The sequence below is a fragment of the Bacillota bacterium genome, assembly GCA_029961055.1.
In the GTDB taxonomy this organism is placed as follows: Bacteria; Bacillota; Sulfobacillia; order JAIMAT01; family JAIMAT01; genus JAIMAT01.
Genome location: JASBVM010000017.1, coordinates 1 through 26,344 on the forward strand (window position 1 = coordinate 1; position 26,344 = coordinate 26,344).

General features: G+C 74.1%; 24 protein-coding genes and 1 pseudogene. 4 read left to right on the forward strand and 21 right to left on the reverse strand.

The features are described from left to right. The 4 genes from QJR14_05685 to QJR14_05700 all read right to left on the reverse strand — a co-directional run. Positions 1 to 196 (reverse strand): ornithine carbamoyltransferase (locus QJR14_05685; protein ID MDI3317091.1); only part of this gene is annotated, 196 nt, incomplete at its 3' end. Positions 197 to 330: 134 nt separating this feature from the next. Further along, positions 331 to 1,752: an arginine-ornithine antiporter gene (gene arcD, locus QJR14_05690; GenBank protein ID MDI3317092.1), complete on the reverse strand. Its 1,422-nt coding sequence runs from the start codon at positions 1,750 to 1,752 to the stop codon at positions 331 to 333. Positions 1,753 to 1,814: 62 nt separating this feature from the next. Continuing rightward, positions 1,815 to 3,152 carry an arginine deiminase gene (gene arcA / locus QJR14_05695; GenBank protein MDI3317093.1) on the reverse strand — a complete coding sequence of 446 codons (1,338 nt, stop codon included), beginning with the start codon at positions 3,150 to 3,152 and terminating at the stop codon, positions 1,815 to 1,817. A gap of 373 nt (positions 3,153 to 3,525) precedes the next feature. Continuing rightward, positions 3,526 to 4,956 (reverse strand): PIG-L family deacetylase, encoded by a 1,431-nt coding sequence (locus QJR14_05700; GenBank protein ID MDI3317094.1) that lies wholly within the window; start codon positions 4,954 to 4,956, stop codon positions 3,526 to 3,528. A gap of 81 nt (positions 4,957 to 5,037) precedes the next feature. Here QJR14_05700 and QJR14_05705 point away from each other — a divergent pair, with 81 nt between their 5' ends. Further along, positions 5,038 to 6,231, forward strand: coding sequence for an MFS transporter (locus tag QJR14_05705; GenBank protein ID MDI3317095.1), 1,194 nt, complete (start codon positions 5,038 to 5,040; stop codon positions 6,229 to 6,231). 149 nt (positions 6,232 to 6,380) lie between these two features. On the opposite strand, the gene QJR14_05710 is transcribed toward QJR14_05705, so the two are convergent. The 6 genes and pseudogenes from QJR14_05710 to QJR14_05735 form a co-directional block, all read right to left on the reverse strand. Further along, on the reverse strand, positions 6,381 to 7,112 hold the full coding sequence (locus tag QJR14_05710) for a type 1 glutamine amidotransferase domain-containing protein (GenBank protein MDI3317096.1): 732 nt from the start codon (positions 7,110 to 7,112) through the stop codon (positions 6,381 to 6,383). Positions 7,113 to 7,148: 36 nt separating this feature from the next. Further along, positions 7,149 to 7,847 (reverse strand): lactate utilization protein, encoded by a 699-nt coding sequence (locus tag QJR14_05715; GenBank protein MDI3317097.1) that lies wholly within the window; start codon positions 7,845 to 7,847, stop codon positions 7,149 to 7,151. After that, positions 7,817 to 9,262, reverse strand: coding sequence for a LutB/LldF family L-lactate oxidation iron-sulfur protein (locus tag QJR14_05720; protein MDI3317098.1), 1,446 nt, complete (start codon positions 9,260 to 9,262; stop codon positions 7,817 to 7,819). Before QJR14_05720 ends, QJR14_05715 begins: the two co-directional genes overlap by 31 nt. Then, entirely contained in the window at positions 9,259 to 10,203 is a 945-nt protein-coding gene (locus tag QJR14_05725; protein ID MDI3317099.1) for a (Fe-S)-binding protein, read from the reverse strand. Before QJR14_05725 ends, QJR14_05720 begins: the two co-directional genes overlap by 4 nt. Positions 10,204 to 10,246: 43 nt before the next feature. Further along, a pseudogene (locus QJR14_05730) lies at positions 10,247 to 11,245 on the reverse strand (malate synthase A). Between the two features lie 211 nt (positions 11,246 to 11,456). After that, positions 11,457 to 11,942: a phosphoribosyltransferase family protein gene (locus QJR14_05735; protein MDI3317100.1), complete on the reverse strand. Its 486-nt coding sequence runs from the start codon at positions 11,940 to 11,942 to the stop codon at positions 11,457 to 11,459. Positions 11,943 to 12,079: 137 nt separating this feature from the next. Between QJR14_05735 and QJR14_05740 the strand changes: the two genes are divergently transcribed. Together QJR14_05740 and QJR14_05745 are read left to right on the forward strand one after the other, a co-directional pair. Continuing rightward, on the forward strand, positions 12,080 to 13,588 hold the full coding sequence (locus tag QJR14_05740) for an amino acid permease (GenBank protein MDI3317101.1): 1,509 nt from the start codon (positions 12,080 to 12,082) through the stop codon (positions 13,586 to 13,588). Between the two features lie 76 nt (positions 13,589 to 13,664). Next, entirely contained in the window at positions 13,665 to 14,174 is a 510-nt protein-coding gene (locus tag QJR14_05745; protein MDI3317102.1) for an OsmC family protein, read from the forward strand. Positions 14,175 to 14,180: 6 nt separating this feature from the next. Here the strand turns inward: QJR14_05745 and QJR14_05750 are convergent, their stop codons facing one another. The 7 genes from QJR14_05750 to QJR14_05780 all read right to left on the reverse strand — a co-directional run bounded on the left by QJR14_05750 (position 14,181) and on the right by QJR14_05780 (position 22,265). Beyond that, positions 14,181 to 15,143 (reverse strand): nitronate monooxygenase, encoded by a 963-nt coding sequence (locus tag QJR14_05750; protein MDI3317103.1) that lies wholly within the window; start codon positions 15,141 to 15,143, stop codon positions 14,181 to 14,183. Positions 15,144 to 15,198: 55 nt separating this feature from the next. Continuing rightward, entirely contained in the window at positions 15,199 to 15,984 is a 786-nt protein-coding gene (locus QJR14_05755; GenBank protein MDI3317104.1) for an SDR family oxidoreductase, read from the reverse strand. A 54-nt stretch (positions 15,985 to 16,038) separates the two neighbouring features. Next, complete coding sequence (locus tag QJR14_05760; GenBank protein ID MDI3317105.1) at positions 16,039 to 17,199, reverse strand: TlpA disulfide reductase family protein; 1,161 nt, start codon at positions 17,197 to 17,199, stop codon at positions 16,039 to 16,041. A 12-nt stretch (positions 17,200 to 17,211) separates the two neighbouring features. Further along, entirely contained in the window at positions 17,212 to 17,958 is a 747-nt protein-coding gene (locus QJR14_05765) for a cytochrome c biogenesis protein CcdA (GenBank protein ID MDI3317106.1), read from the reverse strand. Next, entirely contained in the window at positions 17,955 to 20,222 is a 2,268-nt protein-coding gene (locus QJR14_05770; GenBank protein ID MDI3317107.1) for a cytochrome c-type biogenesis CcmF C-terminal domain-containing protein, read from the reverse strand. Before QJR14_05770 ends, QJR14_05765 begins: the two co-directional genes overlap by 4 nt. A gap of 139 nt (positions 20,223 to 20,361) precedes the next feature. Further along, positions 20,362 to 20,805: an archease gene (locus QJR14_05775; GenBank protein ID MDI3317108.1), complete on the reverse strand. Its 444-nt coding sequence runs from the start codon at positions 20,803 to 20,805 to the stop codon at positions 20,362 to 20,364. A 26-nt stretch (positions 20,806 to 20,831) separates the two neighbouring features. After that, positions 20,832 to 22,265, reverse strand: coding sequence for an RtcB family protein (locus QJR14_05780; protein ID MDI3317109.1), 1,434 nt, complete (start codon positions 22,263 to 22,265; stop codon positions 20,832 to 20,834). Positions 22,266 to 22,444: 179 nt separating this feature from the next. Between QJR14_05780 and QJR14_05785 the strand changes: the two genes are divergently transcribed. Next, positions 22,445 to 23,128, forward strand: coding sequence for a hypothetical protein (locus QJR14_05785; GenBank protein ID MDI3317110.1), 684 nt, complete (start codon positions 22,445 to 22,447; stop codon positions 23,126 to 23,128). Positions 23,129 to 23,152: 24 nt separating this feature from the next. On the opposite strand, the gene QJR14_05790 is transcribed toward QJR14_05785, so the two are convergent. The 4 genes from QJR14_05790 to QJR14_05805 form a co-directional block, all read right to left on the reverse strand. Then, positions 23,153 to 23,434 carry a YciI family protein gene (locus QJR14_05790; protein MDI3317111.1) on the reverse strand — a complete coding sequence of 94 codons (282 nt, stop codon included), beginning with the start codon at positions 23,432 to 23,434 and terminating at the stop codon, positions 23,153 to 23,155. A 96-nt stretch (positions 23,435 to 23,530) separates the two neighbouring features. Continuing rightward, entirely contained in the window at positions 23,531 to 24,658 is a 1,128-nt protein-coding gene (locus tag QJR14_05795) for a DegT/DnrJ/EryC1/StrS family aminotransferase (GenBank protein ID MDI3317112.1), read from the reverse strand. A 62-nt stretch (positions 24,659 to 24,720) separates the two neighbouring features. Continuing rightward, entirely contained in the window at positions 24,721 to 25,050 is a 330-nt protein-coding gene (locus tag QJR14_05800; protein MDI3317113.1) for a hypothetical protein, read from the reverse strand. Between the two features lie 4 nt (positions 25,051 to 25,054). Continuing rightward, a complete protein-coding gene (locus tag QJR14_05805; GenBank protein ID MDI3317114.1) occupies positions 25,055 to 26,317 on the reverse strand; it encodes an aspartate kinase in 1,263 nt (420 codons plus the stop codon). Positions 26,318 to 26,344 lie beyond the last annotated feature (27 nt).

The following is a 26,344-nucleotide window of genomic DNA, read 5'->3' on the forward strand; positions in this document are numbered from 1 at the left end:
TCTCGAAGGCGGAGCGCGTCCGCGTCGACCGCTTCTCGAAGATCAGCGCCAGCGACTTGCCGGCGAACCGCCGCCGGACCGTCCCTGCCCGTCGCTCGGCCTTGACCTGCCGGGCGATCTCCAGAAGGAAGGCGATCTCGTCGCGGCTCCAGTCCTCGAGCGACAGGAGCGAGCGTCCCTTCAGGCTGTAAGCCATGCCATCCCCCTCCAACCCGTCCCTTGGTTGCCCGTGGTTCCCCTCCGGCTCCGGGTCCCGCCGCGCGGAGCGCGGACGAGACGGATCGGGCCGGTCGCCTGCACCCTCCCCCGCGGACGGCCGGCCCCCGGCGCTCAGGTCAGCTGGATCCAGCCATGGGCCACGTAATAGACGGCCACCACCGCCATCACCACGAAGAGCGCGGCGATCGCCCCCTCGTACCGCTGGAAGAGCGGCTTCCCCTGTCCGTGCCGCACCAGCGCGTAGGGGAGGATGCCGACGGCATAGAGGATACCGGTCAGCAGCAGGTAGTCCAGGCCGGCGCCGTAGATCAGCCAGATCGCGTAGGCGGTGGCCACCAGCCCGACGACCAGGTCGCCCGTGCGCGGCTCATGCGCTCCGTACGCCTCGCCCGTCCAGGCCAGCTTCACCTGGTAGAGCGCGGAGAAGAGGTAGGGCAGCAGGATGGCCGCGGTCGCCATGGTGTAGAGCGCCTGGTAGGTGGAGGAGCTGAAGAGGACCACGATCAGGAAGAGCTGGATCAGCCCCTGCGTGATCCAGAGCGAGTGGATGGGCGCCTCGCGCTCGTTCTCCCGCCCGAAGCCGGCCGGGAAGATGCCCTCGCGGGCGGCCACGAAGGGGATCTCCACCGCCAGCAGCGTCCAGCCCAGCGTCGCGCCGAGAAGCGAGACGATCAGGCCCGCGTTGATCAGCGCGGCGCCCCAGGGGCCGACGACCGACTCCATCACGTAGGCCATGGACGGCGACTTGAGCCCGGCCAGCTGGGCCTGTCCCATCACGCCCATGGCGGCCACCGAGATGAGGACGTAGATGACCAGCGTGCCCAGCAGGCCTGTCACCGTCGCCCGGCCGATGTCCCGCCGCTCCCGCGCGCGGGCGGAGAGGACGACGGCGCCCTCCACGCCGATGAAGACCCAGAGGGTGACCATCATGGTGCTCCGCGCCTGCTCGATCACGCTCCCCCAGTGGAAGCCGCCGGGACCCCAGAAGGCCGCCCGGAAGACGCCGGGGTGGAAGGCGAGCATGGCGGCGATGATGAACACCACGATGGGGACGATCTTGGCGATGGTGGTCACCATGTTGACCAGCGTGCTCTCCCGGACGCCCCGCGCCACCAGGGCCGTGATCGCCCAGAGGATGACCGAGGCGCCCAGCACCGCCCAGGGGGTGTTCCCCTGGCCGAAGGCGGGGACGAAGTAGCCTGCCGCAGCGAAGAGCAGCGTCAGGTAGGCCACGTTGCCCAGCCAGGCCGAGATCCAGTATCCCCAGGCGCTGGAGAAGCCGACGAACTCGCCGAAGCCGGCCCGGGCGTAGCTGTAGATGCCGGCGTTCAGGTCGGGCTTCCGCAGCGAGAGGTTCTGGAAGACCAGGGCCAGCATGACGATGCCGACGCCCGTGATCAGCCAGCCCAGCAGGACCCCGCCGGCATGGGCCCCGCGGGCCGCCAGGTCGCCGGGCAGGCTGAAGGCGCCGCCGCCGATCATGGCGCCGATGACCAGGAAGACCAGGGGCGCCAGGCCGACGGTCTCCTTCATCCGTCCGCCCGCCCCTCTCGCCTCCGCTTTGCCCGGCGGGACGCTGGGCGCCGAGGTTGCGCTCATGGTTGCGGGACCTCCTCTCGCACCAGGGGCATGCTCATGCAGCGCGGGCCGCCGCGCCCTCGCGAGAGCTCGGCGCTGGGGATCTCCAGCACCTCGACGCCCTGCTGGCGCAGCAGCTCGTTGGAGACGTGGTTCCGGTCGTACGCGACCACCACTCCCGGTGCCAGGCTGAGCATGTTGGAGCCGTCGTTCCACTGCTCGCGAGCCGAGATGATCACGTCACCTCCTCCGCAGGGGATCAGCATCGGCCGCTCGATCCCCAGGGCCTCCGCAAGCGTGCCCGCGAAGTCCGTCCGCTCTTCGATGGCGATCTGTCCCGGCCGCTCGCCGGGGATGAGCAGGAAGTGGCGCAGGTGATGGCCGTCGCCGACCACCTGCGGGTGGACGGCGAACTTGTCGCGGTCGATCATGGTGAAGACCGTGTCCAGGTGCATGGAGGCCCTGGCCTTGGGGATCTCCACCGCCACCACGCGCCGGACGCCGGAGCCTCCCGTGAAGAGCCGCCCGGCCAGCCGTTCCACGGCCTGGGGCGCCGTCCGCTCGCCGATGCCCACCACCACGGTCTCCGCCGAGAGCACGTGGACGTCGCCGCCCTCCAGCGGGAAGCGCTCCGAGCGCTCGAACCAGAGCGGCACGCGGGCGTCCCGGAACTCGGGGTGGTGGCGGAGGATCGCGTCGATGAGCAGCGACTCGCGGCGGCGGGCTTCGTAGCGCATGGGGTGGACGGAGGCGCCCTCGCCGATCACCGCCGCCGGGTCCCGGGTGAAGAGCAGGTTGGGCATGGGGTCGAGGTAGAAGGGGTAGGCGTCGGCCATCCGCTCGTGCAGGTGGACCTTCTCCTTCTTGATCTCTTCCTTGCGGACGCCGGCGATGACGCGCTGCACCATCTCGTCGGGCGGGAGCCCGAGCAGGTACTCGCGCAGGCGGTCGAAGGAGTCGTAGACGTTCTCCTGGCTCTCCTCCAGCAGCCTGTCGACGAAGGCCTCGCGCACCCGCGGGTCGGCCAGCGCCTCCGCGGCCAGCTTTTCGATGTAGAGCACCTCCACACCGCGGTTGCGCAGCACGGTGGCGAAATAGTCGTGTTCCTCCTGCATCGGCGGCAGGTAGGGGATGTCGTCGAAGAGGAGGCGCGGCATCAGTTCCGGCGTCAGGTTCTCGATCTCCGCACCCGGCCGGTGAAGGACGACCGCCTTGAGCCGGCCGATCTCCGAGGTGACGTGCAGGGGGACCCGCCTCTCGCGGGCCCTCTCCGGTCGCGCCGGGCGCCTGTGGTCCGGTGCGGCCTCCACCTCTTCGCCGCCCGGGACGCCGAGGGGAATCGCCGACCTGTCCATCGAGCCTCACTCCTTCCTCGCGAATCAACCCTCTACGAATGGAATATAACGTGCGCAAAGAAAGCGCCATCCGCTGGCCGCCCGAGCCGGCGGCACAAGCGATGCAGGTGCCGGCGCCGGGCTGGTCGCCGCGATTCTGCATAATCTTTCGCACTTGATTCAAGGCCACAGAATACTCAGGAAGGGGACCTCGAGGGGAAGCTGCGAACCGTCCGGGCCCTGGCCGGTCGCGGGGAGGGGGCATCGATCGCTCCATACCGGGAGACGGTATGAAGTTGCATCCCGGTCCGCGCCGCCTCGCGGCGCCTCGGGTCTGGGACCCCAGCGCGCCTGGAGGCCGTCGGGTCCGGGCCGGATCCCTCCGCCGGCGGTCTCATTCCGTCTTTGGGCCGGAGACGGCCAGCCATGGCGTCCAGCCCACCAGGCGCCCCCCCTCCACCAGGCTGGCCGCCACCTGCCAGGGCGCGTCGCCCGACGGGCAGGACCACGTCAACCCGCCGGGGGCCCGGCTCCAGGCCGGCCGGATCCCGTCCGCGCCCCGCCCCGGCTCGAGGAACCAGCGGCCGCGCCCCTGCTGCCAGAAGAACTCCAGCCGGCGGTCCGGGCCTCCGGGGCGGACCTGCCAGGCGTAGAAGCGGAGCGTGAGCCGCTCCATCGGCACGTCCCGGCCGCTGAGGCGGAACTCGAGGCGTCCGGGGCCGGACGACCGCGCCCAGAGCGTGGCGGCGAACCCCGCGTAGCGGCTGAGCCGGACGATGCGGGGAATGCCGCGCCCCCTCCGCAGCACCCGGAAGGTGGAAGAGAGCGGACGCACCTGCCCCAGCTCCGTCCAGCGCGGGCCGAGGCGGAGGACCAGGGGCCGCCGGGTGAAGAGCTCGTCCCGCCGGACGAAAGACTCCAGGAACTCCGGTGAGACGGCCAGCTGGCTCCGGTAGCGGAGCAGGGCCCGCTCCTTGCCGTCCGTGACCGGCTTCGCCAGCGGCAGGCGGACGAGGCGGACCGGCCCGCCGGTCCACGTGCTGGGGAAGGCTTCCTGGCCGGCAGGGTCGTATCCCCACCGCTGCGGCCAGTCCGGGTAGTGGACCAGGTACCCGTAGAGGCTCGGCTCCGGTGCGGCCGCGGGGCGGCTCCGGTCGTAGGCCAGCACGGCGGCCCACGTGAAGTCGGCCAGGCCCGCGTGGTCGGGGTGGTGGTCGGCCGGATCGGGCAGGATGACGGCGTCCGGCCGGACCTGGCGGAGCAGCCGCTCCAGGTCGTCCAGCAGATGCGGCGCACAGTAGGCGACGTGGGGGTCAAAGCCCCGGTCGAGGAGGCTGTAGGCGACGTGGGTGCCGCCGCTGACCCGCGGCTGGCGGCAGTTCCAGCTGTCCACCCAGAGGGGCGTCAGGCTTCCGTCGGCGTAGCCCAGGAAGATCAGGTGCGAAGGCGGAAGACCCAGGACGCGGGTACCCGCGCGGCTCTCGTTCCTGCGGATCTGCCCCAACAGGGCGAAGTCCCGGGGCGTGGGCCGGAGGACGTGAAGCGCCCGTATGGCGGCGGGGGTGGAGCTCTCGCCGCTGGTGGCCACGGCCACCCAGACCTGGTCGCCCGCGCGGAGCGCGGTCTGGATCAACCCGCCGGCCCCCACCACCTCGTCGTCGGGATGCGGCGCCAGGACCAGGATCCTGCGGCCCAGGCGTCCCACCTCCAGCGGGCGCGGTGCCGCCGTCGCCCTGCGCGGCCGCCCGCCGCCCCCGACCGGCGGCAGGAAGACGCACAGGAGCGCGGCCAACAGCACCGCCAGAGCCGGCCACCAGCGTCGCAACACGGTCCCTCCGCGCACAGGTTACGCACCACCCGCCGGTTCGCCAAATGACGTACGCTACCGAGTCGAAGGAGGACGGGAATGGAGCCGGGCTCCAGCGAACTGACAGGCCGCACGGGGTGGGTCGACGCCGCGCTGGCGGCGCTCCAGCTGGGCTGGGTGGAGGCCGCGCGAAGCGCCGCCCTGCTGGCCTTTCTCCCCTTTCAGGCGGCCCACTGGGTCGGCGTCGGCGCCGCGGGCACCATCGTCTCGGTCGCCTACCTCGTCGACACCGCCGCCAAGCCCGTGGCCGGCTGGTGGATGCGACGGCACCACCGCAGCATCCTCCTGGCCGCCCTCCTCCTTCTGGCTGCAGGAAGCGGTCTCGTCGCCACCGGGCGGAACCTGGCCATGCTGGGCGGCGGTGCCCTGCTCCTGGGCCTCGGCGGCGCGCCCGTCTGGCCCCTGGCGCTGGCCCAGTCGGGCTACGCCTACCAGGGCCAGGCCGGCTTCGGCCAGGGGCCCACCTTCACCGCCTGGGTGGCCGGTTCGGGCATTGGCTACGTCAGCGTCCTGCTCCTGCCCCATGCGCTGGCGCGGCCGCTCATCCTCGCCCTCGGCCTGAGCGCCGCGCTCCTTCTGCCGGTGACGTTGCGCTGGGCTCCCCGCACCGCCTGTGACGAGCCGGAGAACCCGCCCGGCGGCGGGGGTCCCCGCCAGGAGGGCGTGGCCGCCGGGCTGGGCAGCCTCCCCTGGGCCTGGGTCCGGCCCCTTCTTGGGCCTCTCGTGCTGATGGCCGGGCTGGCCATGGTACCGGGGGCCTTCGTCCCCTACCTGCCGCGGCTTCTCCACATCCTCCGGCCGGGCGCCCGGGTGGCCCTGGCGGCGGCCGCGGGCTCCGGCCTCCTCCTGGGCTTCGTCGGGGGTGGCCGGATCAGCACCTCCGCGCGACCGCTCCTCTTCCTCCGCGCCAGCGCGGCGCTGCTGGCGCTGGGCTTCCTCCTCGCCGCCGTCTCGCCCACGCCCGCCGCCTGGACGCCGGCCGCCTTCGCCATCACCGCCGGCTACGGCGCGGCGGTGGTCACCTGGAACGGTTGGCTGACCGCGACCATGCCGGCGGAGCTGGGCCCCGCCGGCCTGGGGCTCGCCTCCAGCGTGGAGGACGCCGGCTTCGCCCTGGGACCCGGGCTGGCGGGCCTGGTGCTGGCTCGGGCCGGCTTCTCGGGCCTCCTGGCCATGGCGGCCGCGCTGGGCCTGCTCCTCTTTCTGCTCTGGTTCCTTCCGCGTCCTCGTTGAGCGGCGGAAGTCACCATGTGAGCGGCAGAAAGCAACAGAAGCCCCGGGGTCGGTTCCCGTCGAAGGAAGAGTTAGAGTAGAGGCGTTGCCTGGCGAGTCCCGCCCGCCACGACGACCAGCGGACAAGGAGGCTGGCTGGTGAACGACTACTACGAGCGAGAACCGGGAGAGCAGGCCCAGGCGGCACCCGCGCCCGGCCGCGCGGAGGCCCGGACCGGGCCCCGCCGTCGTCGCCTGCGCCGGCGGGGCAGGGCGCTTCTCATCTTCCTGGCCGTCCTGGTCGTCGCAGGCGCCGCCTGGGGCTGGTGGAGCTCGCGTCCCACCGGTTCGCCCAGCCCCGCCACCAGCGTGGCCAAGGCGATGACCGGGGATCTGCCGCCGGTCTCGGTGCTGGTGCTGGGCGTCCAGCACAGCTGCACCCGCTCGTCCACCACCGTCTCGCGGTCCTCGTAGAGCGCGCCGGCGTTCTTCAGATCCTGGGCGATGCTCTTGTAGCCGGTCAGGCGGACCCCCCGGACCAGGTCGGCGCTGATCAGGATCTGGGGACCGTGGCAGATGCCCGCCACGGGCTTCCGGGCGTCGAAGAAGTCGCGGGTGAAGCGGAGCACGTCGGGGTTGGTGCGGATGGCGTCGGGCCCGCGGCCGCCCGGCAGGACCAGCGCGTCATACTCCGCCGCCCTCGCCTCGGCCACATCCCTGTCGACGGTGAGCGGCACGCCGTGCTTTCCGACCACCGAGCCGCCGGGCCGCTCGACCGCCACCACCTCGACGCGGGCGCCCTCCTCCTGGAGGCGATAGTAAGGGTAGAGCGCCTCCGAATCCTCGAAGCCCGGTCCGATCAGAAGCGCGATCCTCTGGCCGTCGAGTCGTCCCACAGCCATCCCTCCCGTCTTCCATGGTAACGCGGAGAGCCGCCCTCACCATTCCCCGATGACCGCCACCACCCGTCCCGGCCCGTGGACCCCGACCGTCAGCTCCCCCTCGATGTCGGCGCTCATGCTGGGGCCGCTGATCAGGTGGACGGCCGAGGGCAGTCCCCCGCGCCGGCCCGCCTCCTCCATCAGGAGCCGGAAACCCTCCCCCACCGTCTCCACCACCCGCGAGCGGCGGACCACGGCCAGGTGGGCCGGCGGGAGGAGGCTGACCAGCCGGCCGCTGCCGCGGTCCGAGCTGAGCGCCACCGTCCCGGTCTCGGCCACCGCCCAGGAGGCGCCGGTGACGCCCAGCACCGCCCGGGCGGCCTGGCCGCGGAGGCGCGCGGCCGCCTCCGCAGCTTCCTCCGACCCCTGGGCGCGCCAGACGGCGGCCCGGAGGCCGAGACGCTCCAGGAGCTCGGCCAAGTCGAGGGCCGCGAGTTCCGGATCGTCCCAGAGGACGGCCAGCGGGGTGCCGTCCGGGCCGTCGGCGGAGACGGGGGCTGGGCCGGGGCTCGCGGGGCCGCCGGCCGCGGCGCTCTCCGCGAGCAGGCTTTCCACCGCCCGGCGGACCGCGGCGCGGACACCCTCCCGACCTTCCTCGGCCAGGACCGCGCGGCCGCCCAGCGCCTCCCAGCGCCGCCGGAAGGCCTCGACCCGCTCCTCGCCCGTCACCGTGCACCACCCCGGTTCCGCCGCCACCACTCGTGAAAGCTCTCCCGGGCGAGCGGCGCCATGTCGCGGCCGACGAACCAGGCCGAGAACGGGCCCGGCCCGCCGGTCAGGCGGCCGTCCCGCTCCCAGGCCCGCTGTCCCAGCCGCCCCAGCCGCGCCGAGAGGACGAAGCCCGAGGGGCTCGACCAGAGGCGCGACCAGAGCGCCAGCATGGCGGCGTAGCCGCGGGGTTCCAGGCCGCGCTCCGCCTCCTGGCGGCGGAGGCGGAGGATGTGGCCGGGCAGGTCGATCTCCATCGGGCAGGCCTCTCCACAGGCGTGGCACATGCTGCAGAGCGACTTCGGCAGCTCGGGCGCCTTTTCGAGGCCGGCCAGGAGCGGCGTCAGCACCACGCCGATGGGGCCGCTGTAGATGCTCCCGTAGGCATGGCCCCCGCCCACGTTCCGGAAGACGGGGCAGGCGTTGAGGCAGGCGCCGCAGCGGATGCAGCTCAGGACGTCCTCGAACTCGGTGCCCAGGAGCTCGCTCCGCCCGTTGTCCAGGAGGATCAGGTGGAACTCCTCCGGCCCGTCCAGCTCGCCAGGATGGCGCGGCCCGCTCAGCAGGCTCACGTAGGAAGAGAGCCGCTGCCCGACGCCGCTCAGCGGCGGCTGCTCGATGAGGTCGGCCAAGTCCTCCCAGGTGGCCACCACCTTCTCGACGCCCACCACCGCGATGTGGACGGGTGGCAGCGAGGTGACCATCCGCCCGTTCCCCTCGTTGGTGAAAAGCACCAGCGTGCCGGTCTCCGCCACCAGGAAGTTGCCCCCGGTGATCCCGATCTCCGCCCGGAGGAACTCCTCCCGCAGGCGCCGCCGGGCGAAGGCGGTCAGCTCCTCCGGGCTCTCGCCCGCGGGCGGGGCCTCGCCCGCCTCCCGCGCCTCCCGCTCGAAGAGCCGGCGGACCTGGGCGCGGCTCTTGTGCGCCGCCGGGGCCAGGATGTGGGCGGGCCTCTCGCCGGCCAGCTGGATGATGTACTCGCCCAGGTCGGTCTCGCGCACGCGGAGGCCGCCGGCCTCCAGGCGCGCGTTCAGCTCCACCTCCTCGGTGGCCATGGACTTCGACTTGACCACCTGCCGCGCCGACCGGCGCCGCGCCACCTCCAGGACGTAGCCCGCCACCTCCTCGGGCCCGCGGGCGCGGAAGACGTGGCCGCCGCGCGCCTCCACCTGCCCGGTCAGCCGCTCCAGCAGGGCGTCCAGCTGGCGGATGGCGCGCCGCTTCGCCTCCACGGCGCGGCGGCGCCTCTCCTCGCCTTGGGGGTACTCGGCGTAAGCGGCCTCCTTGCTCCCCTGGAGGCGGCGCGTGGCGCCGGTGGCCGCCCGCCGCAGGTCGGGGTCCAGGAGGCCGCGGCTCCGTCGGACGGTCCAGGGAGCCCGGTCCAGGGGCAGGCTGCCGCTCACGGCTCCTCGCCCCCCGTTGCGGAAACCGCCGGTGCCGGGTGCCGCGCCGGCGCCCCGGCCGGCAGCGCCGAGGCGGAGGCGAGGGCGGCGGGGTCCAGGCGGCCTTCCTCGGCCAGCTCCAGCAGCTCCGCCAGGTGGACGACCGGCCACGGGTCTCCCCGCCGCCGGAGGCGCCCGCCCAGGTGGAGGAGGCAGCCCAGGTCGGCGCTGACCAGCGCCGCCGCGCCCTCCCGGCGTTTCTCGGCCACCTGGGCCAGCTTGGCGTCGGCCATCACCGCCGCCAGCGAAGGCTCCACCAGGGAGAAGGTGCCGCCGAAGCCGCAGCACTGGTCGGCGGCCGGCGGCTCCTCCGCCTCCACCCCGGCCCGCTCGAGCGCGCGGAGCGGCGCCTCGCGCACCCCCAGGAGCCGGCGCATGTGACAGCCGTTGTGGTAGGCGACGCGGAGGGGCGCCTCCCTCCCCGCCGGCGCGCGGGGCGGACCGTCCTCCCCGGTCTCACGCTCCTCGGCCCCCACCCGCTCCAGGAACTCGCTCAGCTCCACCACGCGGCCGGCCAGGCGCCGGGCTCGCTCGCCCCAGGACGAGGCCTCGACCCCGCTCTCGCCCCGCTCGCGGGCCTCCCGCTCGAGCAGCCCGGGCAGCTCCGCGCGGACCATGGCGGCGCAGGAGCCGGAGAGCGCCACCACCGGAGCCGCATCGCCTGCCTCCTCGAAGGCCGCCACCAGCCGGCGCCCCAGCTCGGCCGCCTCGCGGTCGTGGCCGGCGTTGAAGGCGAACTGCCCGCAGCAGGTCTGCCGCTCCGGGAAGCGGACGCGGAAGCCGCGCCGCTCCAGGAGCCGGAGCGCGGCGACGGCCGCCTGGGGCCGGAACAGGTCGACCATGCAACTGACGAAGAGATCGACGGTGCCGCCGTTCCCGGCCGCACCGGCCTCGCCGGACACCGTCCCGTCGCCTCCTTCCCGGGTCCCTCCGGGCGGCGCGCGTTCAGGGCAGGCGCTCGTACATCGCCAGGGTGAAGAAGCCGGGGAGCTCCTCCTGGAAGGTCAGCTGGCGCAGGATCTGCCGCGCTTCCTCGTAGTCTCCGCCGGCGGAGCGCTCCTCGCCCACCTCCGCCCGGATCTTCGCCATCTCCTCGTCGAGAAGCTTCTCCAGAAGCTCCGCCGTCACCCGCCGCCCGTCGTCGAGGACGCCCCGCGGGTGGTGGAGCCACTGCCAGAGCTGGGTACGGGCGATCTCGGCCGTGGCGGCGTCCTCCATCAGGTGGAAGATGGGGACGGCGCCCCGGCCGCCCAGCCAGGCCGCGATGTACTGGACGGCGACGCTCAGGTTGTTGCGGACGCCCGCCTCGGTGATGGTCCCCTCCGGCACCCGGAGCAGCTCCTCGGCCGTCACGCGCACGTCCTCCCGCTTCCGGTCGATCTGGTTGGGGCCGGGCATCCGGCGGTCGAAGACCTCCCTGGCCACGGGGACGAGGCCGGGGTGCGCCACCCAGGTGCCGTCGTGCCCGTCGCCGGCCTCCCGCTCCTTGTCCTCGCGGACCAGGGCGAAGGCGCGCTCATTCGCCTCCGGGTCGTCCCTGACCGGGATCTGCGCGGCCATGCCGCCGATGCAGTGGACGTTCCGGCGGTGGCAGGTGCGGATGGCCAGCTGCGTGTAGGCGCGCATGAAGGGGACGGTCATGGTCACCTGGGCGCGGTCGGGAAGGATCCACTCCTCGTGCGCGTGGAGCGTCTTGATGGTGCTGAAGATGTAGTCCCAGCGGCCGCAGTTGAGACCGGCCGAGTGGTCGCGCAGCTCCCAGAGGATCTCGTCCATCTCGAAGGCCGCCGGCAGCGTCTCGATCAGCACGGTCGCCTTGGTCACACCGTGGGGCAGGCCCAGCTGCCGTTCCGCCCAGGTGAAGACGTCGTTCCAGAGCCGCGCCTCCAGGTGGCTCTCCAGCTTGGGCAGGTAGAGGTAGGGCCCGCTCCCCCTCTCCAGAAGAGCGCCATCAGGTCCGCCAACCCGAGGAAGGCCGCCGCCAGCCAGCGTTCGCCCCGCCAGCGGCCGCCTCCCAGCAACCAGACGACGCGCAGCAGCCCCAGCAGCATCACCAGGCCGGCCAGCTCCAGGCCGTGGACGGCGCGCGCCACGTTGAGCAGGGTGTCCAGATCGCTCCCTCCCTTCTCGACCGCCCGGGCGGCGCCGCGGCTCGTCAGTCGGCGAGCCGCTCCCAGGGGTAAACCAGCCAGTCGTCGGTCTCGGCGGCGAAGAAGTCGGGGCCGTCGTTGGGGAAGTGGCTCTGCCGGCGACGATAGTGGAGGACCACCACGTAGGGCTTGGCGCCGGCCGCGATGGCGCGGGTCTTGACCGCCATGGGCAGCTCCCCGTCCGCCCAGACGTCGTCCACCACCAGCAACCGCTTGCCGCGGAGGTCGTCGGTGGACGGGAACTGCCAGAAGAGCGGGCGTCGCTCGGTCTGCCACGGGCCACAGAAGAAGACGACCGAAGCCGCCATGACGTTGCGCAGGTCGAGCAGCTCCGAGATGAGCCCTGCGGGGATCAGCCCGCCCCGCGTCACACAGAGGATGGCGTCGAACGGGCCCGCCGCGAGTAGCCTCGGCTTCAGCTCCACCACCAGGCGTTCGACGTCCTGCCAGCTCAGTTCGATCCGGCGTTCCGGCTTCGACGACGGGTTCAACGAGGCACCTCCGCTCGAGCCATTCCATTCCGGCCGCACGCCCGCATCTCCTGCACCAGCGCCCCCGCGGGACCGGGGAGCCTGCCCGGGATGGGCCGGGGAATAGGCCGGCGTCCGGGGGAGACCGTAAAAGGGCGATGAACCTGCGCACGCTCTTGCGGCGAAAGCCGCTCGACTTCACGCTGCGCGAGACCCGCGAGGGGCCGCGCCTCCGCCGCACCCTGGGCGCGGGGGACCTGACCCTCTTCGGCATCGGCGCCATCATCGGCACGGGCATCTTCGTCCTGACGGGCGTGGGCGCGGCCCGCTACGCGGGTCCCGGCATCGTCCTCTCCTTCCTGGTCTCGGGCACCGTGGCCGCGCTGGCGGCCCTCTCCTACGCCGAACTCGCCTCCATGCTGCCGATCGCCGGGAGCGTCTATACCTACGCGTACACGGCCCTGGGCGAGATCATCGCCTGGGTGATCGGCTGGGACCTCATCCTGGAATACGTGGTGGCGGCCTCGGCGGTGGCCATCGGCTGGTCCAGCTACCTCCGCGACCTGCTGGCCTCGGCCGGCCTCGAACTGCCCAGGTGGGCGACCTCGCCGCTGGTCGGGCCAGCGGGGGAGCCCCACGGCCTCAACCTGCCGGCGATGGCGGTGGCGGCGGCGATCACCTGGCTCCTGGTGCGCGGGACCCAGCAGGGGGAGCGGGTCAACGACCTGGTGGTGCTGGTCAAGCTGGCGGTGATCGGGGTCTTCCTGGGAGCCGGGCTCTTCCACGCGCGCATCCGGCACTGGCAGCCGTTCCTGCCCTACGGCGTCACGGGCATCTTCCGCGGGGCGGCCATCATCTTCTTCGCCTACATCGGCTTCGACGCGGTCTCGACCGCGGCCGAGGAGGTGAAGGATCCGGCCCGTGACCTGCCCAGGGGGATCCTCGCCTCGCTGGGTGTCTCCACCCTGCTCTACGTGGCCGTCTCGGCCCTCCTGACGCTGCTGGTGCCGTACGACCGGCTGGACACCGCCTCGCCGGTGGCCTCGGCGCTGCTCGATGTGGGCGTCCGCTGGGGCGCGGCGGCGGTCTCGGTCGGGGCGCTGGCCGGGTTGACCAGCGTCCTTCTGGTCGACATCTTCGGGCAGAGCCGCATCTTCTTCGCCATGGCCCGGGACGGCCTGCTGCCCGAGTCCTTCGCCCAGGTTCACCCCCGCTACCGGACGCCCTACCGGGTGACGATCCTCACCGGTCTGGCGGTGGCCGCGCTGGGAGGACTGCTCCCCGTCTCCGACGTCGCCCAGCTGGCCAACATCGGCACGCTGGCCGCCTTCTTCCTGGTCTCCCTGGGCGTCATCGTCCTCCGCCTCGGCACGCTGGCCGCCTTCTTCCTGGTCTCCCTGGGCGTCATCGTCCTCCGCCGGCGCCACCCCGAATGGAAGCGGCCCTTCCGCGTCCCCGCCGTCCCGTGGCTGCCCGGGCTGGCGGCCGCATCGTCGCTCTGGCTGGCCACCAACCTGCCCCGCCTGACCTGGATCGTCTTCACCAGCTGGCTTCTCCTGGGGCTCGTCCTCTACTTCCTCTACGGCCGGCGACACAGCCGGCTCGCCCGGGAAGAGGCGGCTCCAGGCCGCGGGCGCGAGCCGGAGCCGGTGCGCCCGGCGCCCTGAGTGCGGTATCCTGGTGCCACTCGCGGGGGATGAGCGACCCGAGCGATCATCGCGAAGAAGGGGTGGAAGCCCGACCATGGCGGCACTGACGGCGACGGTGGAGTGGCGGGGCGGTACCAGCTTCCTGGCGCGGGCGGGGAGCGGCGGCCGGGTGGAGATCCGCGCCGCCGGCGAGGTGCAGGGAGCAGGCGGGCGGACGCTGGACGAGCTGGCCGACGAGGCGTCCGCGGCTCCGGTCCGGCCGAAGGAGGCGGTGCTGGCCGGTCTCGGCGGCTGCACCGGGATCGACGTGGTCTCCATCCTCGACAAGATGCGCCAGCCCCTGGAGGGCTTCGCGGTGGAGATCGCGGCCGAGCAGGCCGAGAGCGACCCCAAGGTCTTCACGCACCTGCGCCTGCGCTACCGTTTCACGGGGCCGCTGGAGCCGGCCCGGGTGGTCCGCGCCGTCCGCCTCTCGGAGGAGAAATACTGTGGCGTGCTGGCCATGCTCGCCCAGACCGCTTCGGTTCAGACCGAGGTGGAGTTGAACGGGCAGGAGCTCGCCTACGAGCCGGCCGAGGTGCCGGCGAGAAGCCGCGCTTCCTGAGCGGCCTCAGGCAAGCAGCTGCTCCAGCCGCTCCAGCGCCTCCCTCGCCTCCAGCTCGATGCGGTCGAGCAGCTCGGCCACGGTGGGGATGTCCCGGATCAAGGCGCTGGCCTGGCCGGCCCAGACGAAGCCTTCGTCCAGCCGGCCCTCCAGGGCGGCGCGCACGTTCCTCTCCCCGCTGACCAGCGGCAGGATCTCCTCCTCCGGCGCACCGGCACCTTCGGCGCTCCGGATCCGCTCCACCCAGGCGCCCTTCAGCGCCCGCCCGGGCCGGCCCAGGGAGACCTCGATCAGGGCGGTGGAGGCTTCGCCCGCCTCCACCAGCGCCTGCTTGTAGGCGGCGTGGGCCGGCGACTCGCGCGTGGCCACGAAGCGCGTCCCCATCTCGATCCCCTCCGCGCCCAGCGCGAGGGCGGCCGCCAGGCCGCGCCCGTCCACGATCCCGCCCGAGGCGACCACCGGGACCCGGACCGCCTCCACCACCTGGCGGACCAGCACCAGCGTGCTGGTGTCGTCGCGCCCGATATGCCCGCCGCCCTCGGCCCCCACGGCCACCACCACGTCGGCGCCCAGCGCCTCCGCCTTCCTCGCCTGGCGGACGCTGGAGACCAGCACCAGGGTCCGCGGCCGGCGCCCGGGCCAGGATTGGATCCGGCGGAGCACCGGTTCGGGGTTCCCGCCGGTGATGCTGATCACATCCGGCTCCAGCTCCAGGGCCGTCTCCAGCATCGGCTCCACCTGCCAGTGGCCCAGGGCGAAGTTGATGCCGAACGGCGCCCCGGTCAGCTGGCGGAGGCGGCCCACCTCCTGGCGGAGCGCCTCGGGGGTGTGGAGCGTGGCCGCCGTCACCTGCCCGAGCCCGCCTGCCTCGCCGACGGCCGCCGCCAGCTCCGCCCGCGCCAGGTAGGCGAGCCCGCCCTGGATGACGGGCCTGCGGATGCCCAGGAGCTCGGTCAGGCGCGTCCTCACCCTCGCCCACCCCTCGTCGCGTCCCACGTCCCGCGCCGCCTTCCACGCCCCGCCTTCACAGGGCGTGGACCAGGCCGCCGTCGACCAGGACGAACTGGCCGTTCACGTAGCTGGCCGCCGGCGACGCCAGGAAGACAGCCACCCGGGCCAGCTCCTCCGGTTGACCGTAGCGGCCCAGGGGGATGTTCCGGGCGTACTCCGCCGCCACCGCCTCGGGCGTCGTGCCCGCCCGGGCCGCCCGGTCGCGGTCGAGCTCGGCCACCCGTTCGGTGGCGATCCGCCCCGGCGCGACCGCGTTGACGCGGATCCTCGGCGCCCACTCCTGGGAGAGGCTCTTGGTCAGGGTGACCACTCCGGCCCGGATCACGTTGGAGAGGAGCAGTCCCTCGATGGGCTGCTTCACCGACGTCGAGACGTCGTTGACCACCGCCGGCGCGTCGCTCTTCTCCAGCCAGGGGCGCGCCGCCCGGAGCGTGCGCACGACGCTGAGCAGGTTGAGCTCGAAGGCCGCCAGCCAGTCGGCGTCCGACAGCTCGTCGAACTCCCCCGGCCGCGGGCCGCCCGCGTTGGTGAAGAGCGCGTCGATGCGCCCGTACCGCTCCCCCACCGCCTGGAAGAAGCGTTCCACCGCCGCCGGGTCGGTCAGGTCGCAGGCCATGGCCAGCACCTCTGCGCCGTGCTCCCGCTCCAGGGTGCCGGCCAGTTCGGCCACCGCCGCCTGCCTCCGGCTGGAGACGGCCAGGCGCGCCCCCTCCGCCGCGAACGCCGCCGCCACGGCCCGGCCCAGTCCCTGGCTGGCCGCGGTCACCACCGCCACCCGTCCCCTCAGTCCCAAGTCCAAGCCTCAGCCACCCCCTTTGCCCCTTTCACCGCCTGCTGCGGGGGCTCCTCCGTCTCACGGGGCCCATTCCCAGTGCAGACCGTCCGCCGAACGGTAGAGGTCGCCGTTGGGCGCCCCCGCCCAGAGGAAGCCCGCGGCCCTGGCCAGGCCCGCGAAGCTTCGCGCGGGCGCGCCCGCGGCCTCCGCCCTTGCCGAGGCGGCGTCGGCCAGCCACAGGCCGCGGTCGCTGGCCACCAGGACCCGGCCCGGGGAGAGCGGCAGGAGCGCGCCGGCCCGCCGCTCGAAGCCGCTGACCGTCCGGCTCCTCCCCTCCGGGTCGACCGTCAGGAGCGTCGCGCCCGCGCCCAGCCAGATCCGCGCCAGGCGCCCCCGGGGATCGCTCTCCACCGCCAGCGCCGTCACCGCGAGGTCGCCGGGCAGGTCTGTGGCGAAGGGCAGCATCCGTCCCCCCGGCCCCCCGACCAGGAGCCCCTGGCCCGGCTGCCAGCGGACCCGCCAGCGGCCGTCCTCCGAGACCGCCTCGGGGGCGCCTCCCCCTCCCTGCCCGGGAAGCACCCCCTTGACCGTCCTCCAGCCGGCGCCCGCCCGTTCCCAGCTGCCCCGCTCCGTCACCACCACCAGGCCACCGTCCGCCGCGCGCGCCAGCGCCACCAGACGGTCGCCCGGCCGGACCGGTCCCACGCCCTCGGCGTCCAGCGGGCGCCCCAGCGCCCGGGCGGCCAGGCTCTGCATCTGCTCGAAGCTCATGGGACCCGAGGCGAAGGCGCGCAGCCGCCCATCCGGCCCCACGAACCAGGACTCGGGGTAGCCCGTCAGCCCGTAGGCGCCCGAGACCGCCTTGTCCCGGTCGAGAAGGACCGGATAGTCGATGCCCGAGTCGCGCACGTAGGCCTGCACCGTCTCCGCTGTCTCGGCCACGTCGACACCCAGCACCATGACCTGGCGGGCGTACCGCTCCTCAAAGGCGACCAGCGCCGGCGTCTCCTCCCGGCAGGGCGGGCACCAGGTCGTCCAGAAGTTGATGAGCACCACCCTGCCCCGCAGGTCGCTCAGCTGCAGCCTCTTGCCGCCGCCCAGCTCGGGGAGGGAGAAGTCGGGAGCCAGGCTGCCCACGGCCGGTCGGCCGTGGGGCCGGCTGGAGAGGAAGGCGCCACCCAGCGCCAGCACCAGGATTCCCAGGGCAAGCCACGTCGTCCACCGTCGCGTTCCGCTCACCTCCCCTCCGCCTCAGGAGAAGAGGTAGAAGAGTCGGAAGGAGATCTGCGTGAGCAGGTCGCTGTAGACCAGGGCGCCCAGGAGCACCAGCAGGAGCCCCGCCGCCTTCTGCACCGCGGGCAGCGCCCGGCGGACGCCCCCGAGCCGCGGCCAGAGCCACTCGAAGGCCGCGGCCAGGACGAGGAAGGGGATCCCCATCCCCGCCGAGTAGGCGGCCAGGAGCGTCACCCCCTGCGCCAGCGAAGCCTGCGTCGAGGCGTAGACCAGGATGGCCGCCAGCACCGGGCCGACGCACGGCGTCCAGCCGACGCTGAAGGCTCCTCCCAGCACCAGCGCGCCGAGCCAGCTCCCCGCCCGTGCGGGCCGGGTGCCCTGCTCGGCCAGAGGTTGCCAGCTCCGCTCCAGGAGCGGGATGTGGATCCAGCCGGTCATGGCCAAGCCGAAGAAGGCGATCAGGACGCCGGCCACCTTGCGCAAGAGCGGCAGGTTGGCCAGCAGCAACTGTCCCACCGAGCTGGCGGTGGCGCCCAGGGCGATGAAGACCAGCGAGAAGCCCAGGACGAAGGCGAGCGCCCTTCCCAGGATGCGCAGGCGCGCGAGGCCGCCCAGCCGGACGCCACCGTCGCCGCGGGCCGCCAGGCCGGCGCTCGCCCCGGCGATGTAGCTCAGGTACGAGGGGTACATCGGCCAGACGCAGGGGGAGAAGAAGAAGACCAACCCCGTCAGGAAGGCGACGGAGTAGGAGACGGTTCCGGTCATCGAACCACCTCCGGAGCGGGGTGACCCGCGTCAGGATGATCGACCGTGCCGGAGGGGGCGGCCGGCTGTCGCCCGCCCAGGAGTCCTTCCTCCACCTCCCGGCGGCGGCGCTCGCGCTCGCGCGCCTCCTCCAGCGCCCGCCGCGCCTGCCGCTCATACTCGCCGCGCAGCCGGGCGTAGGTCTCGCCGTCCACCTTGGCCATGCGGTAGTCGTACTCCAGCTCCCGCAGGAGCCCGAAGACACGCTCCCGCTCCGGCTCCACCGCCGCCAGCCGAGCCGACGGCCGGGGCCAGAGCGCGAAGCCCGTCCCCAGGAGGAGGAGGAGACCCCCCACCCAGAGCCAGTTGACCAGCGGGTTGACATAGACCTCCAGGCCCGCCTGCCCGGAGGCGTCCCATCCCGCCAGGACCACGTACAGGTCGTCGCCGAAGCTGTGCCGGATGGCGGCCCGGCTGATCGGCCCCTCCCGGGAGTCCTGGTAGAAGAGCGTGGCCGGTGTCAGCGTCCCCAGGAAGCGGCCTCCCTGGCGGACCTCAACCTCTCCCCGGACCACCGGAACCACGCCGTCCAATCCCTGCCGGAGGCCGGCGAAGGTGACGGTGTAGGGCCCCACCAGCGCGCTCTGCCCGGGGCGGAGGGTGAGGGAGAGGTGCTGCTGGTAGGCGGTCGAGCCGATCACCGCCAGCGCCATCAGCGCGATCCCCAGGTGGGCCACGTAGCCCCCGTAGCGCGAGGGGTTCCGGTCGAAGAGCCGCCAGAGGCTGAGGAGCGGCGGCTCGCCGGTCATCGACCGGCGGGCGCGGTACCCGTCCGCCACCTCCAGGAAGACCGAGGCCATGACGAAGAGGGCGGCCGCCACACCGAAGGCGATGAAGCCGCCCATGACGCCCGCCGCCACCAGCACGGCCGCCACCACCACCGCCGAGAGCACCGGGAGGAGGAGCTTCCTCCGCAGGCGCCGTCCGTCCGACTGCCGCCAGGCCACCAGCGGCCCCAGCCCCATCAGGACCAGGAGCAGCCCCAGGAGGGGGCCGGCGGTCTGCTCGAAGTAGGGCGCGCCGACCGTCAGGCGGAGCCCGAAGAGACCGGTGATCTCCGGCAGGAGCGTCCCCACCAGGACGACCAGCGCGGTCACCAGCAGGACCACGTTGTTGGCCAGGAAGGCGGTCTCCTTGTTGACCAGCGTCTCCACGCCCGGCTGCTCGTCGCGCAGATCGTCCCAGCGGACGCCCAGGAGATAGAGGCAGCCGGCCAGCGCCAGGCCCAGGAAGACGATGAAGTAGGGCGCGATGGGCGACTGGGCGAAGGCGTGGACCGAGACCAGGAGGCCGCTCCGCGTCAGCGTGGTGCCCAGGATGGTCAGGAGGTAGGCGGCCATCACCAGCACCATGTTCCAGGCCTTGAGGAGTCCCCTCCGCTCCTGGACCAGGGCCGAGTGGATGAAGGCGGTGCCCACCAGCCAGGGCATCAGCGCCGCGTTCTCCACCGGGTCCCAGCCCCAGTAGCCGCCCCAGCCGAGCACGTGGTACGACCACCAGGCGCCCAGCAGGAGCCCCAGCCCCAGGACGCCCCAGGCCAGGAGCGCCCACCTGCGGGTGAGGCGGATCCAGCGCGCCCCGGGCTCGCGCAGGATGAGCGCCGCCACGCCGAAGGCGAAGGGGACGCTGAAGCCGACGAAGCCGGTGTACAGCGCCACCGGATGCATCAGCATCGCCGGGTCGCGCAGGAGCGGGCTCAACCCGTTCCCGTCCGGCGGCACCCGGTCCGGCGGCAGAAGCGCGAAGGGACTGGCGACGAAGGCGACCAGGAAGCTGAAGAAAAGCTCGGTCACCCCCATCACCGCCAGCGCCAGCGGCGCGCTCCGCTCCCGCGACCGCCAGGCGATGGAGGCGGCGTAGAGGGCGAGGATGGTCAGCCAGAAGAGGAGCGAGCCTTCCTGCCCGCCCCAGAGCGCGCCCACCTTGTAGACGGCGGGCAGGTCGCGGCTGGAGTGGGCGGTCACGTAGGCGAAGGCGAAGTTGTCGGTGAGGAGGAGCCCCACGAGCCCGGCGGCGCTGAGCAGGGCGAGCGCCGCCACCACCATCAGCGCCACCCGGCCGGCGCGGATCTCGCGCTCCGCCCGGCCTGCGGCCTCCCCAGGCCCCCGCTCGCGGCGGCGCGTGCCGTCCGCCAGAAGCGCCACCGCCGCCAGCGCCAGGAGGAAGACGGCCACCAGCGATCCTTGTCCGATCCCCGCCAGCAGCCGCGTGACCGAATCGATCAAGGGCCCGCCTCCCCGCGAGGCTTACTTTTGAAAAGCAGCCTGTAGCGATTATACGGAATCCGGCGGCCCTCGCCGAGCCGGCCCTCGGGGAGCCGGCCCGGCCACCGCCGCCTCCGGGGGGCTCCGCCCCCCTCCGGCGTCAGACGTCGAGGAAGAGTCGCGCCCGCCAGCGGCCGCCAGCCGTCGTCTCGCGGGCGACGGAGAGGCGGTGCCGGGTGGCGGCCTTCACCTCGCCCCGGAAGCCCATCGCCACGCGGTCGAGCCGGCTGCCCGCCAGCCGCGCCTCCAGCCTCCAGCCGCCTTCCGGGCCGGGCCCTTCCAGGCGGACGGAGCAGCGCGCGGGCACGAACGCCCGCGTCTGCACCAGGAAGAGGATCTCGTCCACCCAGCGGACCAGGAGTCCCTCCAGGTCGGGCGCCGACAGGAGGACGCGCCTCCGCCCGCGGCCGCCGGACGGCGGCCTCTCCAGAAGGAGGGCCAGCGTCGCCTCGGCCACCGTCGCGAAGAGCGCCGGCAACCCCTCCGCCTCCGCCTCCAGGCCCACGTCCGCCGTGTGCTCGAGCCAGCGCCAACTCCCCGTCACGGCGCTGCACCCCCTCCGCCCGTCGCTCAGCCCTTGACCACGATGAGCGGGCGGAGGCGCGCCACCCTCCCGGCCAGGCCGGCGGCGTGGACCACCTCGACCACGTCGGCCACATCCTTGTACGCCTCGGGGATCTCCTCGTCCACCGTGGCGCGACTGGCCGCCCGGACCAGCACCCCCTCGGCCGCCAGCTCGCGCACCGGGTGGCGCCCGCGCGCCACCTGCCTGGCCCGCTGGCGGCTCAGCCTGCGGCCGGCGCCGTGGCAGGCGGAGCCGAAGCTTTCGCCCATCGCCCGCTCGCCGCCCACCAAGACGAAGGAGGCGCGGCCCATGTCGCCCGGTACCAGGACCGGCTGGCCCACCCGCCGGTAGGCCGGGGGCAGCTCCGGGTGGCCGGCGGGGAAGGCGCGGGTGGCGCCCTTCCGGTGGACGAGGAGGCGGCGGCCGCCGTGCTCCTCCCACTTGGCGGTGTTGTGAGCGAGGTCGTAGACCAGCCGCAGGCCGTGGAGCGACGCGGGCAGGCCGGCGCGCTCGAAGGCGCGCCGCGCGTAGGCGGTGACCACCTGCCGGTTGGCGAAGGCGAAGTTGGCCGCCGCGGCCATGGCGCCCAGGTAGGCCTCCCCCTCGGGGCTCCTCGCCGGGGCGGCCGCCAGCTGGCGGTCGGGCAGCTCGATGCCGTAGCGGGGGCCCGCAGCCAGCATCCGTTCCACGAACTCCTGGCAGACCTGGTGGCCGAGGCCGCGGGAGCCGGTGTGGACCAGCACGGTCACCTGCCCCTCGACGAGCCCGAACGCCCGGGCGGCTTCCGGGTCGTCGACCCGGTCGACCACCCCCACCTCCAGGAAGTGGTTCCCGCTCCCCAGCGTCCCCAGCTGCGGCCGCCCCCGCTCCAGCGCCCGCGGCGAGACCTGGGACGGATCGGCGCCGGGCAGCGCGCCACCCGACTCGATCCGCTCCAGGTCGGCCGGCTCGCCGAACCCCGCCTCCACCGCCCAGGCCGCGCCCAGCGCCAGGAGCCGCCGGAGCTGGCGGGCGTCCAGCCGGAGTTCGCCCCGCTCGGCGCCCACCCCCGCCGGGACGCTCCGGCAGAGCTCGTCGGCCAGCCGCTCCCGGACCGGCTCCAGGTCGGCTGCGGTCAGCGACGAGGCCAGCAGCCGGACGCCACAGTTGATGTCGAAGCCGACGCCGCCCGGGCTGACCACCCCGCCGGCCTCCGGGTCGAAGGCGGCCACGGCGCCGATGGGGAAGCCGTAGCCCCAATGGATGTCCGGCATGGCCAGGACCGGCTCGACCACCCCGGGCAGGCTGGCCACGGCGGCCAGCTGCTCCAGCGCCGCGCCGCCCTCCCCCTCCAGGTCCGCCAGGATCGCGGGGGAGGCGTAGAAGACCGCGTCCACCCGCATGGCGCCGCGGCGCCGGATCCGGTACCGTCCCCTGCCATCCGGCTCGAAGGAGAGCATCGCCTCGGTCCTCCTCCCGCGCGGGCACAGGCCCCACCCGTTCCATCTTGCCGCAAGTCGCAAGGCTCCGCCGCCCTGCGAGTAAGGATCGGGCGGGGGGATGGCGGACGGCGCCACCGGGCGGGAGAGGAGGCTGGGAGGCGGCCTGGGCCGCCTTCCTCTCGGGAAGCGGGGCGGGGGTGCTGGGCGCCCTCCTGGCCACCCTGGCCGGCCGGCGCCTGCGGCAGGCCGTGGCGCCACTCCTGGCCTGGGTGGCGGGCATCATGTTCGCGGTAGCCGCCTTCGATCTGCTGCCGGCCGCATGGCGGCTGGGCGCCCGGGCGGGCGTGGCGGGCCTGGCCCTGGGCGTCGCCGTGGTCCTAGGCGTGGAACGGCTCCAGCCCTCGCCCTCGGCGGTGGTCGCCTGGGGGATCGCCGCCCACAATTTCCCCGAGGGGCTCGCCATCGGGGCCGGCTTCGCCCACGAGCGCGCCGTCGGTCTGGCCATCACGCTCCTGCTGGCGCTCCACGACCTGCCCGAGGGGATGGCCATCGCCCTCCCCCAGGAAGCCGGGCCGCCCCCGGCCCGTCCTCGCCGGCCGGGCGCCGGCCGGTGGGCCGCCGCCTTCTGGCTCCCCGCCTGGCGGGCGCTCGTGGCCGGCCTGCCCACGCTCCTGGGCGCCCTCGCCGGTCACCTGGCCGGCGTCGACCGCGAGGCGCTGGCGGTGGCCATGGGCTTCGCCGCCGGCGCCATGCTGGAGGTGACGGCGGGCACGCTGCTCCCCGCCGCCTGGTCGGCCGACGCGCCGCGCCCCGGCCTCCTCCTGGCCGCCCTGACGGGCTGCGCGACAGGCTGGCTCCTCACCCGCCTCCTGGCCGCCTGACCGTTCGCCGCCCCGCCCGCCGGCTCAGCGGTAGCTCTCCGGGTGCTCCCAGTCGATGGTCACCCACTCGTGAAGGACGTAGGTGCGGGCGCCCCCGGCGATGATGGGATCCGCCTCCGCCAGCCGGCGGGCCTCCTCCAGCGTCTCCACGCTATAGACGACCATGCCGCCGCTCCCGTCGGCGAAGCGACCGCCCTCGTGCACCTTCCCCTCGGCGCGCCGGGCGAAGACGTACTCCAGGTGGGCCGGCCGGTCGCGCCGGTTCTTCTCCGCGTCGACGATGGTCTGGATGCAGGCGACCAGCATCGTGCCATCCCCCCTCCGGGCGGGACCGGGCGACGGAGCCGGCAGCGGTCCGGCGCCCCGATCCCCCTTCTCGGCTCCCCTTCTTCCGCGCCCGCGTCAGCCGGACCTCCTCCACCGGCGCCAGGCCTCCACCACCGCCTCCAGCACGCGCCGGAAGCCGGCCTCGTCGGCCATCAGCGAGCCCGCCCCGCCCAGGAGGAGCGTCCGCCTGCGCACCGTCTCCGCCCGCGGCAGCTCCCCGGCCGCCGGTCCCCCCAGCCGGGCGGGCAGCGGCTCCGGCAGCGGGTCGAGGTCGGCGCCGCGCTCCACCGCCTCTTCGCAGAACGCCTCCAGCGCCTGCGGCGGCAGCGGCTCCGGCAGTCGCAGGGCCAGCCGGAGCCAGGCCGGACGGCTGCCCGGGGCGCCGCTCACCGCCTCGAGCCCGCCACCCCGGCGCGCCAGGAAGCCGGCCGCCTCCTCCGCCCTCCGCCTCCGCCGCCGGAGCCACTCGTCCAGCGCCCCCAGCTGCGCCAGCCCCAGCGCCGCCGCCAGCGGATTGATCCGGTGCTGGAAGGAAGGGACGGCCCCCGCCTCCCCCCACTCCCGCTCGATGCGCGCCGGGTGCTGCCCCGCCCGGACCGCGCGCCGGTAGAGGTCGCCCATGCGCGTCACCAGCAGGCCGCCCTCACCCAGCGGCAGCATCTTCCCTCCCTGGAAGCTGAAGAGGCCCACCGTCCCCACGCTTCCGGCCGGCCCCTCCGGCAGCTGCGCCCCCAGCGCCTGGGCCGCGTCCTCGATCAGGGCGACCCCCCGCTCGGCCAGCGGCTCCAGGAGCGGTCCCAGGCGGGCGGGATAGCCGGCGGTGTGGACGGCCAGCAGCGCCCGCACCCGCGCGCCGCGCCGTTCTTCCGCCTCCAGGCGGCGGAGCGCCTCCCCCGGGTCGAGGCCCAGCCCGCCGGCCTCCACGTCCACCCAGGCGAGCCGCGCCCCGGCGCGCCGCGCGGCCATGTACACGTAGGAAGGGGCGAACGGGGCGACGAGGAGCGTCTCGCCCGGTACCAGCTCCAGAGCGGCCAGCGCAGCCTCCAGCGCGGCCGTGCCCGAGGCGGTGGCCAGCGCCCAGCCCACCCCCACGCGCTCCGCCATCGCCTGTTCGAAACGCTGGACGGCGCCGGAGCCGTCCAGCGCGTCCAGCTCCCCCCCGCGGAGCCAGGCGGCGACCGCCTCCGGCGCTCCTTCGGCCACGGGCGAGCGGGCCCAGGCCGGCGGCTCCTGCGGCGGCCGGCCGGGCGGCGACGGGCGGACCATCAGTCGTAGAGCGAGCAGATGGGGCAGCGCCAGCTGTGGCCTTCGGGCCGCTCCGGGTGCGCCAGCCCCTGGGAGGCGAAGGCGCCCCCCGCCTCGTGGTAGAGGAGGCACTCCAGGGTGAAGGCTTCCTTGGGCGTGTCGGTGAGGCGGTAGGAGAAAGAGCGGTGGGGGCCCCCGAAGGTGCTGAGGCGGGCGGGCAGGTCGGTGTCGTCGCGTCCCCAGCCGGTCACGTTGCCCGCGCCGTCGTAGAGGACGAAGACGCCGGGCTTCCGGTCCAGCCTGTCCAGCTGCTCCGCCTCGAGAGGAAGCGGGCCCGTCAGGTTCTCCACGGTTTCATCCCTCCCGGCCCAGGCGGAAGGCGGCGTGCACCGCGCGCACCGCCGCCTCCGCGTGCTCGGCCCGGATCAGGCAGGAGATGCTGATCTCCGAGGTGGCGATCATCTCGATGTTGATCCCGCTCTCGCCCAGCGCCCGGAAGAGGGTGGCCGCCACGCCCGGGTGCGTCACCATGCCGGCCCCCACCACCGAGAGCTTGGCCACGCCCGCGTCGGCCAGGACCCCCTCGCCCCCCAGCCGCCGGCAGGCCTCTTCCGAGGCCTCGCGGGCCGAGGCCAGGTCGCTCCGCGCCACCGTGAAGGCGATGTCGTTGAGCAGCTCGCGGGAGACGCTCTGGATGATCATGTCCACGTTGATGCCGCGCTCGGCCAGGGCGCCGAAGAGCGCGGCGGCCACGCCGGGCCGGTCGGGCACCTTGAGCAGCGCGATCTTGGCCGTCTCCCGGTCGACGGTGACACCGGAGACGGGCCGGTCGCTCTCCGCCCAGCCGGGGTGCGCCAGGACGCGGGTGCCCGGAGCCTCCTCGAAGGTGGAGCGCGCCTCGATGACGACGCCGTGCTCGCGGGCGTACTCCACCGCCCGGTGCTGGAGGACCTTGGCGCCCAGGCGGGCCAGCTCCAGCATCTCGTCGTAGGAGATCTCCCGGAGCGGGCGGGCGTCGGGTACCACGCGCGGATCGGCGGTGAAGACGCCGGCCACGTCGGAGTAGATCTCGCAGCTGTCGGCGCCCAGCGCCGCCGCCAACACCACCGCGGTGGCGTCCGAGCCCCCCCTCCCCAGGGTGGTCAGGTCGCCCTCCCGGTCGATACCCTGGAAGCCGGTCACCACCGGCACCCAGCCCTGCTCCAGCGCCTCCCGGATCCGGTCGACCGCCGCCGCCTCCACCCGCGCCATCCGGTGGCGCGAATCGGTCAGGATGCCCGCCTGCCAGCCGGTGAAGGAGACCGCCGGGCAGCCCAGCGAGCGGAGGAGCAGCGCCACCACCGCGGCCGACTCCTGCTCGCCCGTGGCCAGGAGCGCGTCGATCTCGCGGTCGTCGCCGGGGAGACGCTCCTCCCACGCCGCGCCGTCCCGGCCGTCCACCGACCTCGCCTGCCGGGCGAGGTCGAGGAGCGCGTCGGTCCGCCCGCGTCGCGCCGAGACCACGACCACGACGCGGTCGCCGCCGCGCCAGGCCTGCAGCACCCGCTCGGCCACCCGCCGCATGGAGGGCAGGTCCGCCACCGAGCTGCCTCCGAACTTCTGAACCCTGAGAGCCAACGTCGCTTCCTTTCCTCCGCCGTCCGA

What these genes read in the sequence shown, in the direction of transcription:
- QJR14_05745 (MDI3317102.1), top strand. Translation starts at nt 13,665, where the DNA reads ATGGCGGCACTGACGGCGACGGTGGAGTGGCGGGGCGGTACCAGCTTC.
- arcA (MDI3317093.1), bottom strand. Translation starts at nt 3,152, where the DNA reads ATGGACAGGTCGGCGATTCCCCTCGGCGTCCCGGGCGGCGAAGAGGTG.
- QJR14_05710 (MDI3317096.1), bottom strand. Translation starts at nt 7,112, where the DNA reads ATGGCTGTGGGACGACTCGACGGCCAGAGGATCGCGCTTCTGATCGGA.
- QJR14_05740 (MDI3317101.1), top strand. Translation starts at nt 12,080, where the DNA reads ATGAACCTGCGCACGCTCTTGCGGCGAAAGCCGCTCGACTTCACGCTG.
- QJR14_05790 (MDI3317111.1), bottom strand. Translation starts at nt 23,434, where the DNA reads ATGCTGGTCGCCTGCATCCAGACCATCGTCGACGCGGAGAAGAACCGG.
- QJR14_05765 (MDI3317106.1), bottom strand. Translation starts at nt 17,958, where the DNA reads ATGACCGGAACCGTCTCCTACTCCGTCGCCTTCCTGACGGGGTTGGTC.
- QJR14_05780 (MDI3317109.1), bottom strand. Translation starts at nt 22,265, where the DNA reads ATGCTCTCCTTCGAGCCGGATGGCAGGGGACGGTACCGGATCCGGCGC.
- arcD (MDI3317092.1), bottom strand. Translation starts at nt 1,752, where the DNA reads ATGAAGGAGACCGTCGGCCTGGCGCCCCTGGTCTTCCTGGTCATCGGC.
- QJR14_05705 (MDI3317095.1), top strand. Translation starts at nt 5,038, where the DNA reads ATGGAGCCGGGCTCCAGCGAACTGACAGGCCGCACGGGGTGGGTCGAC.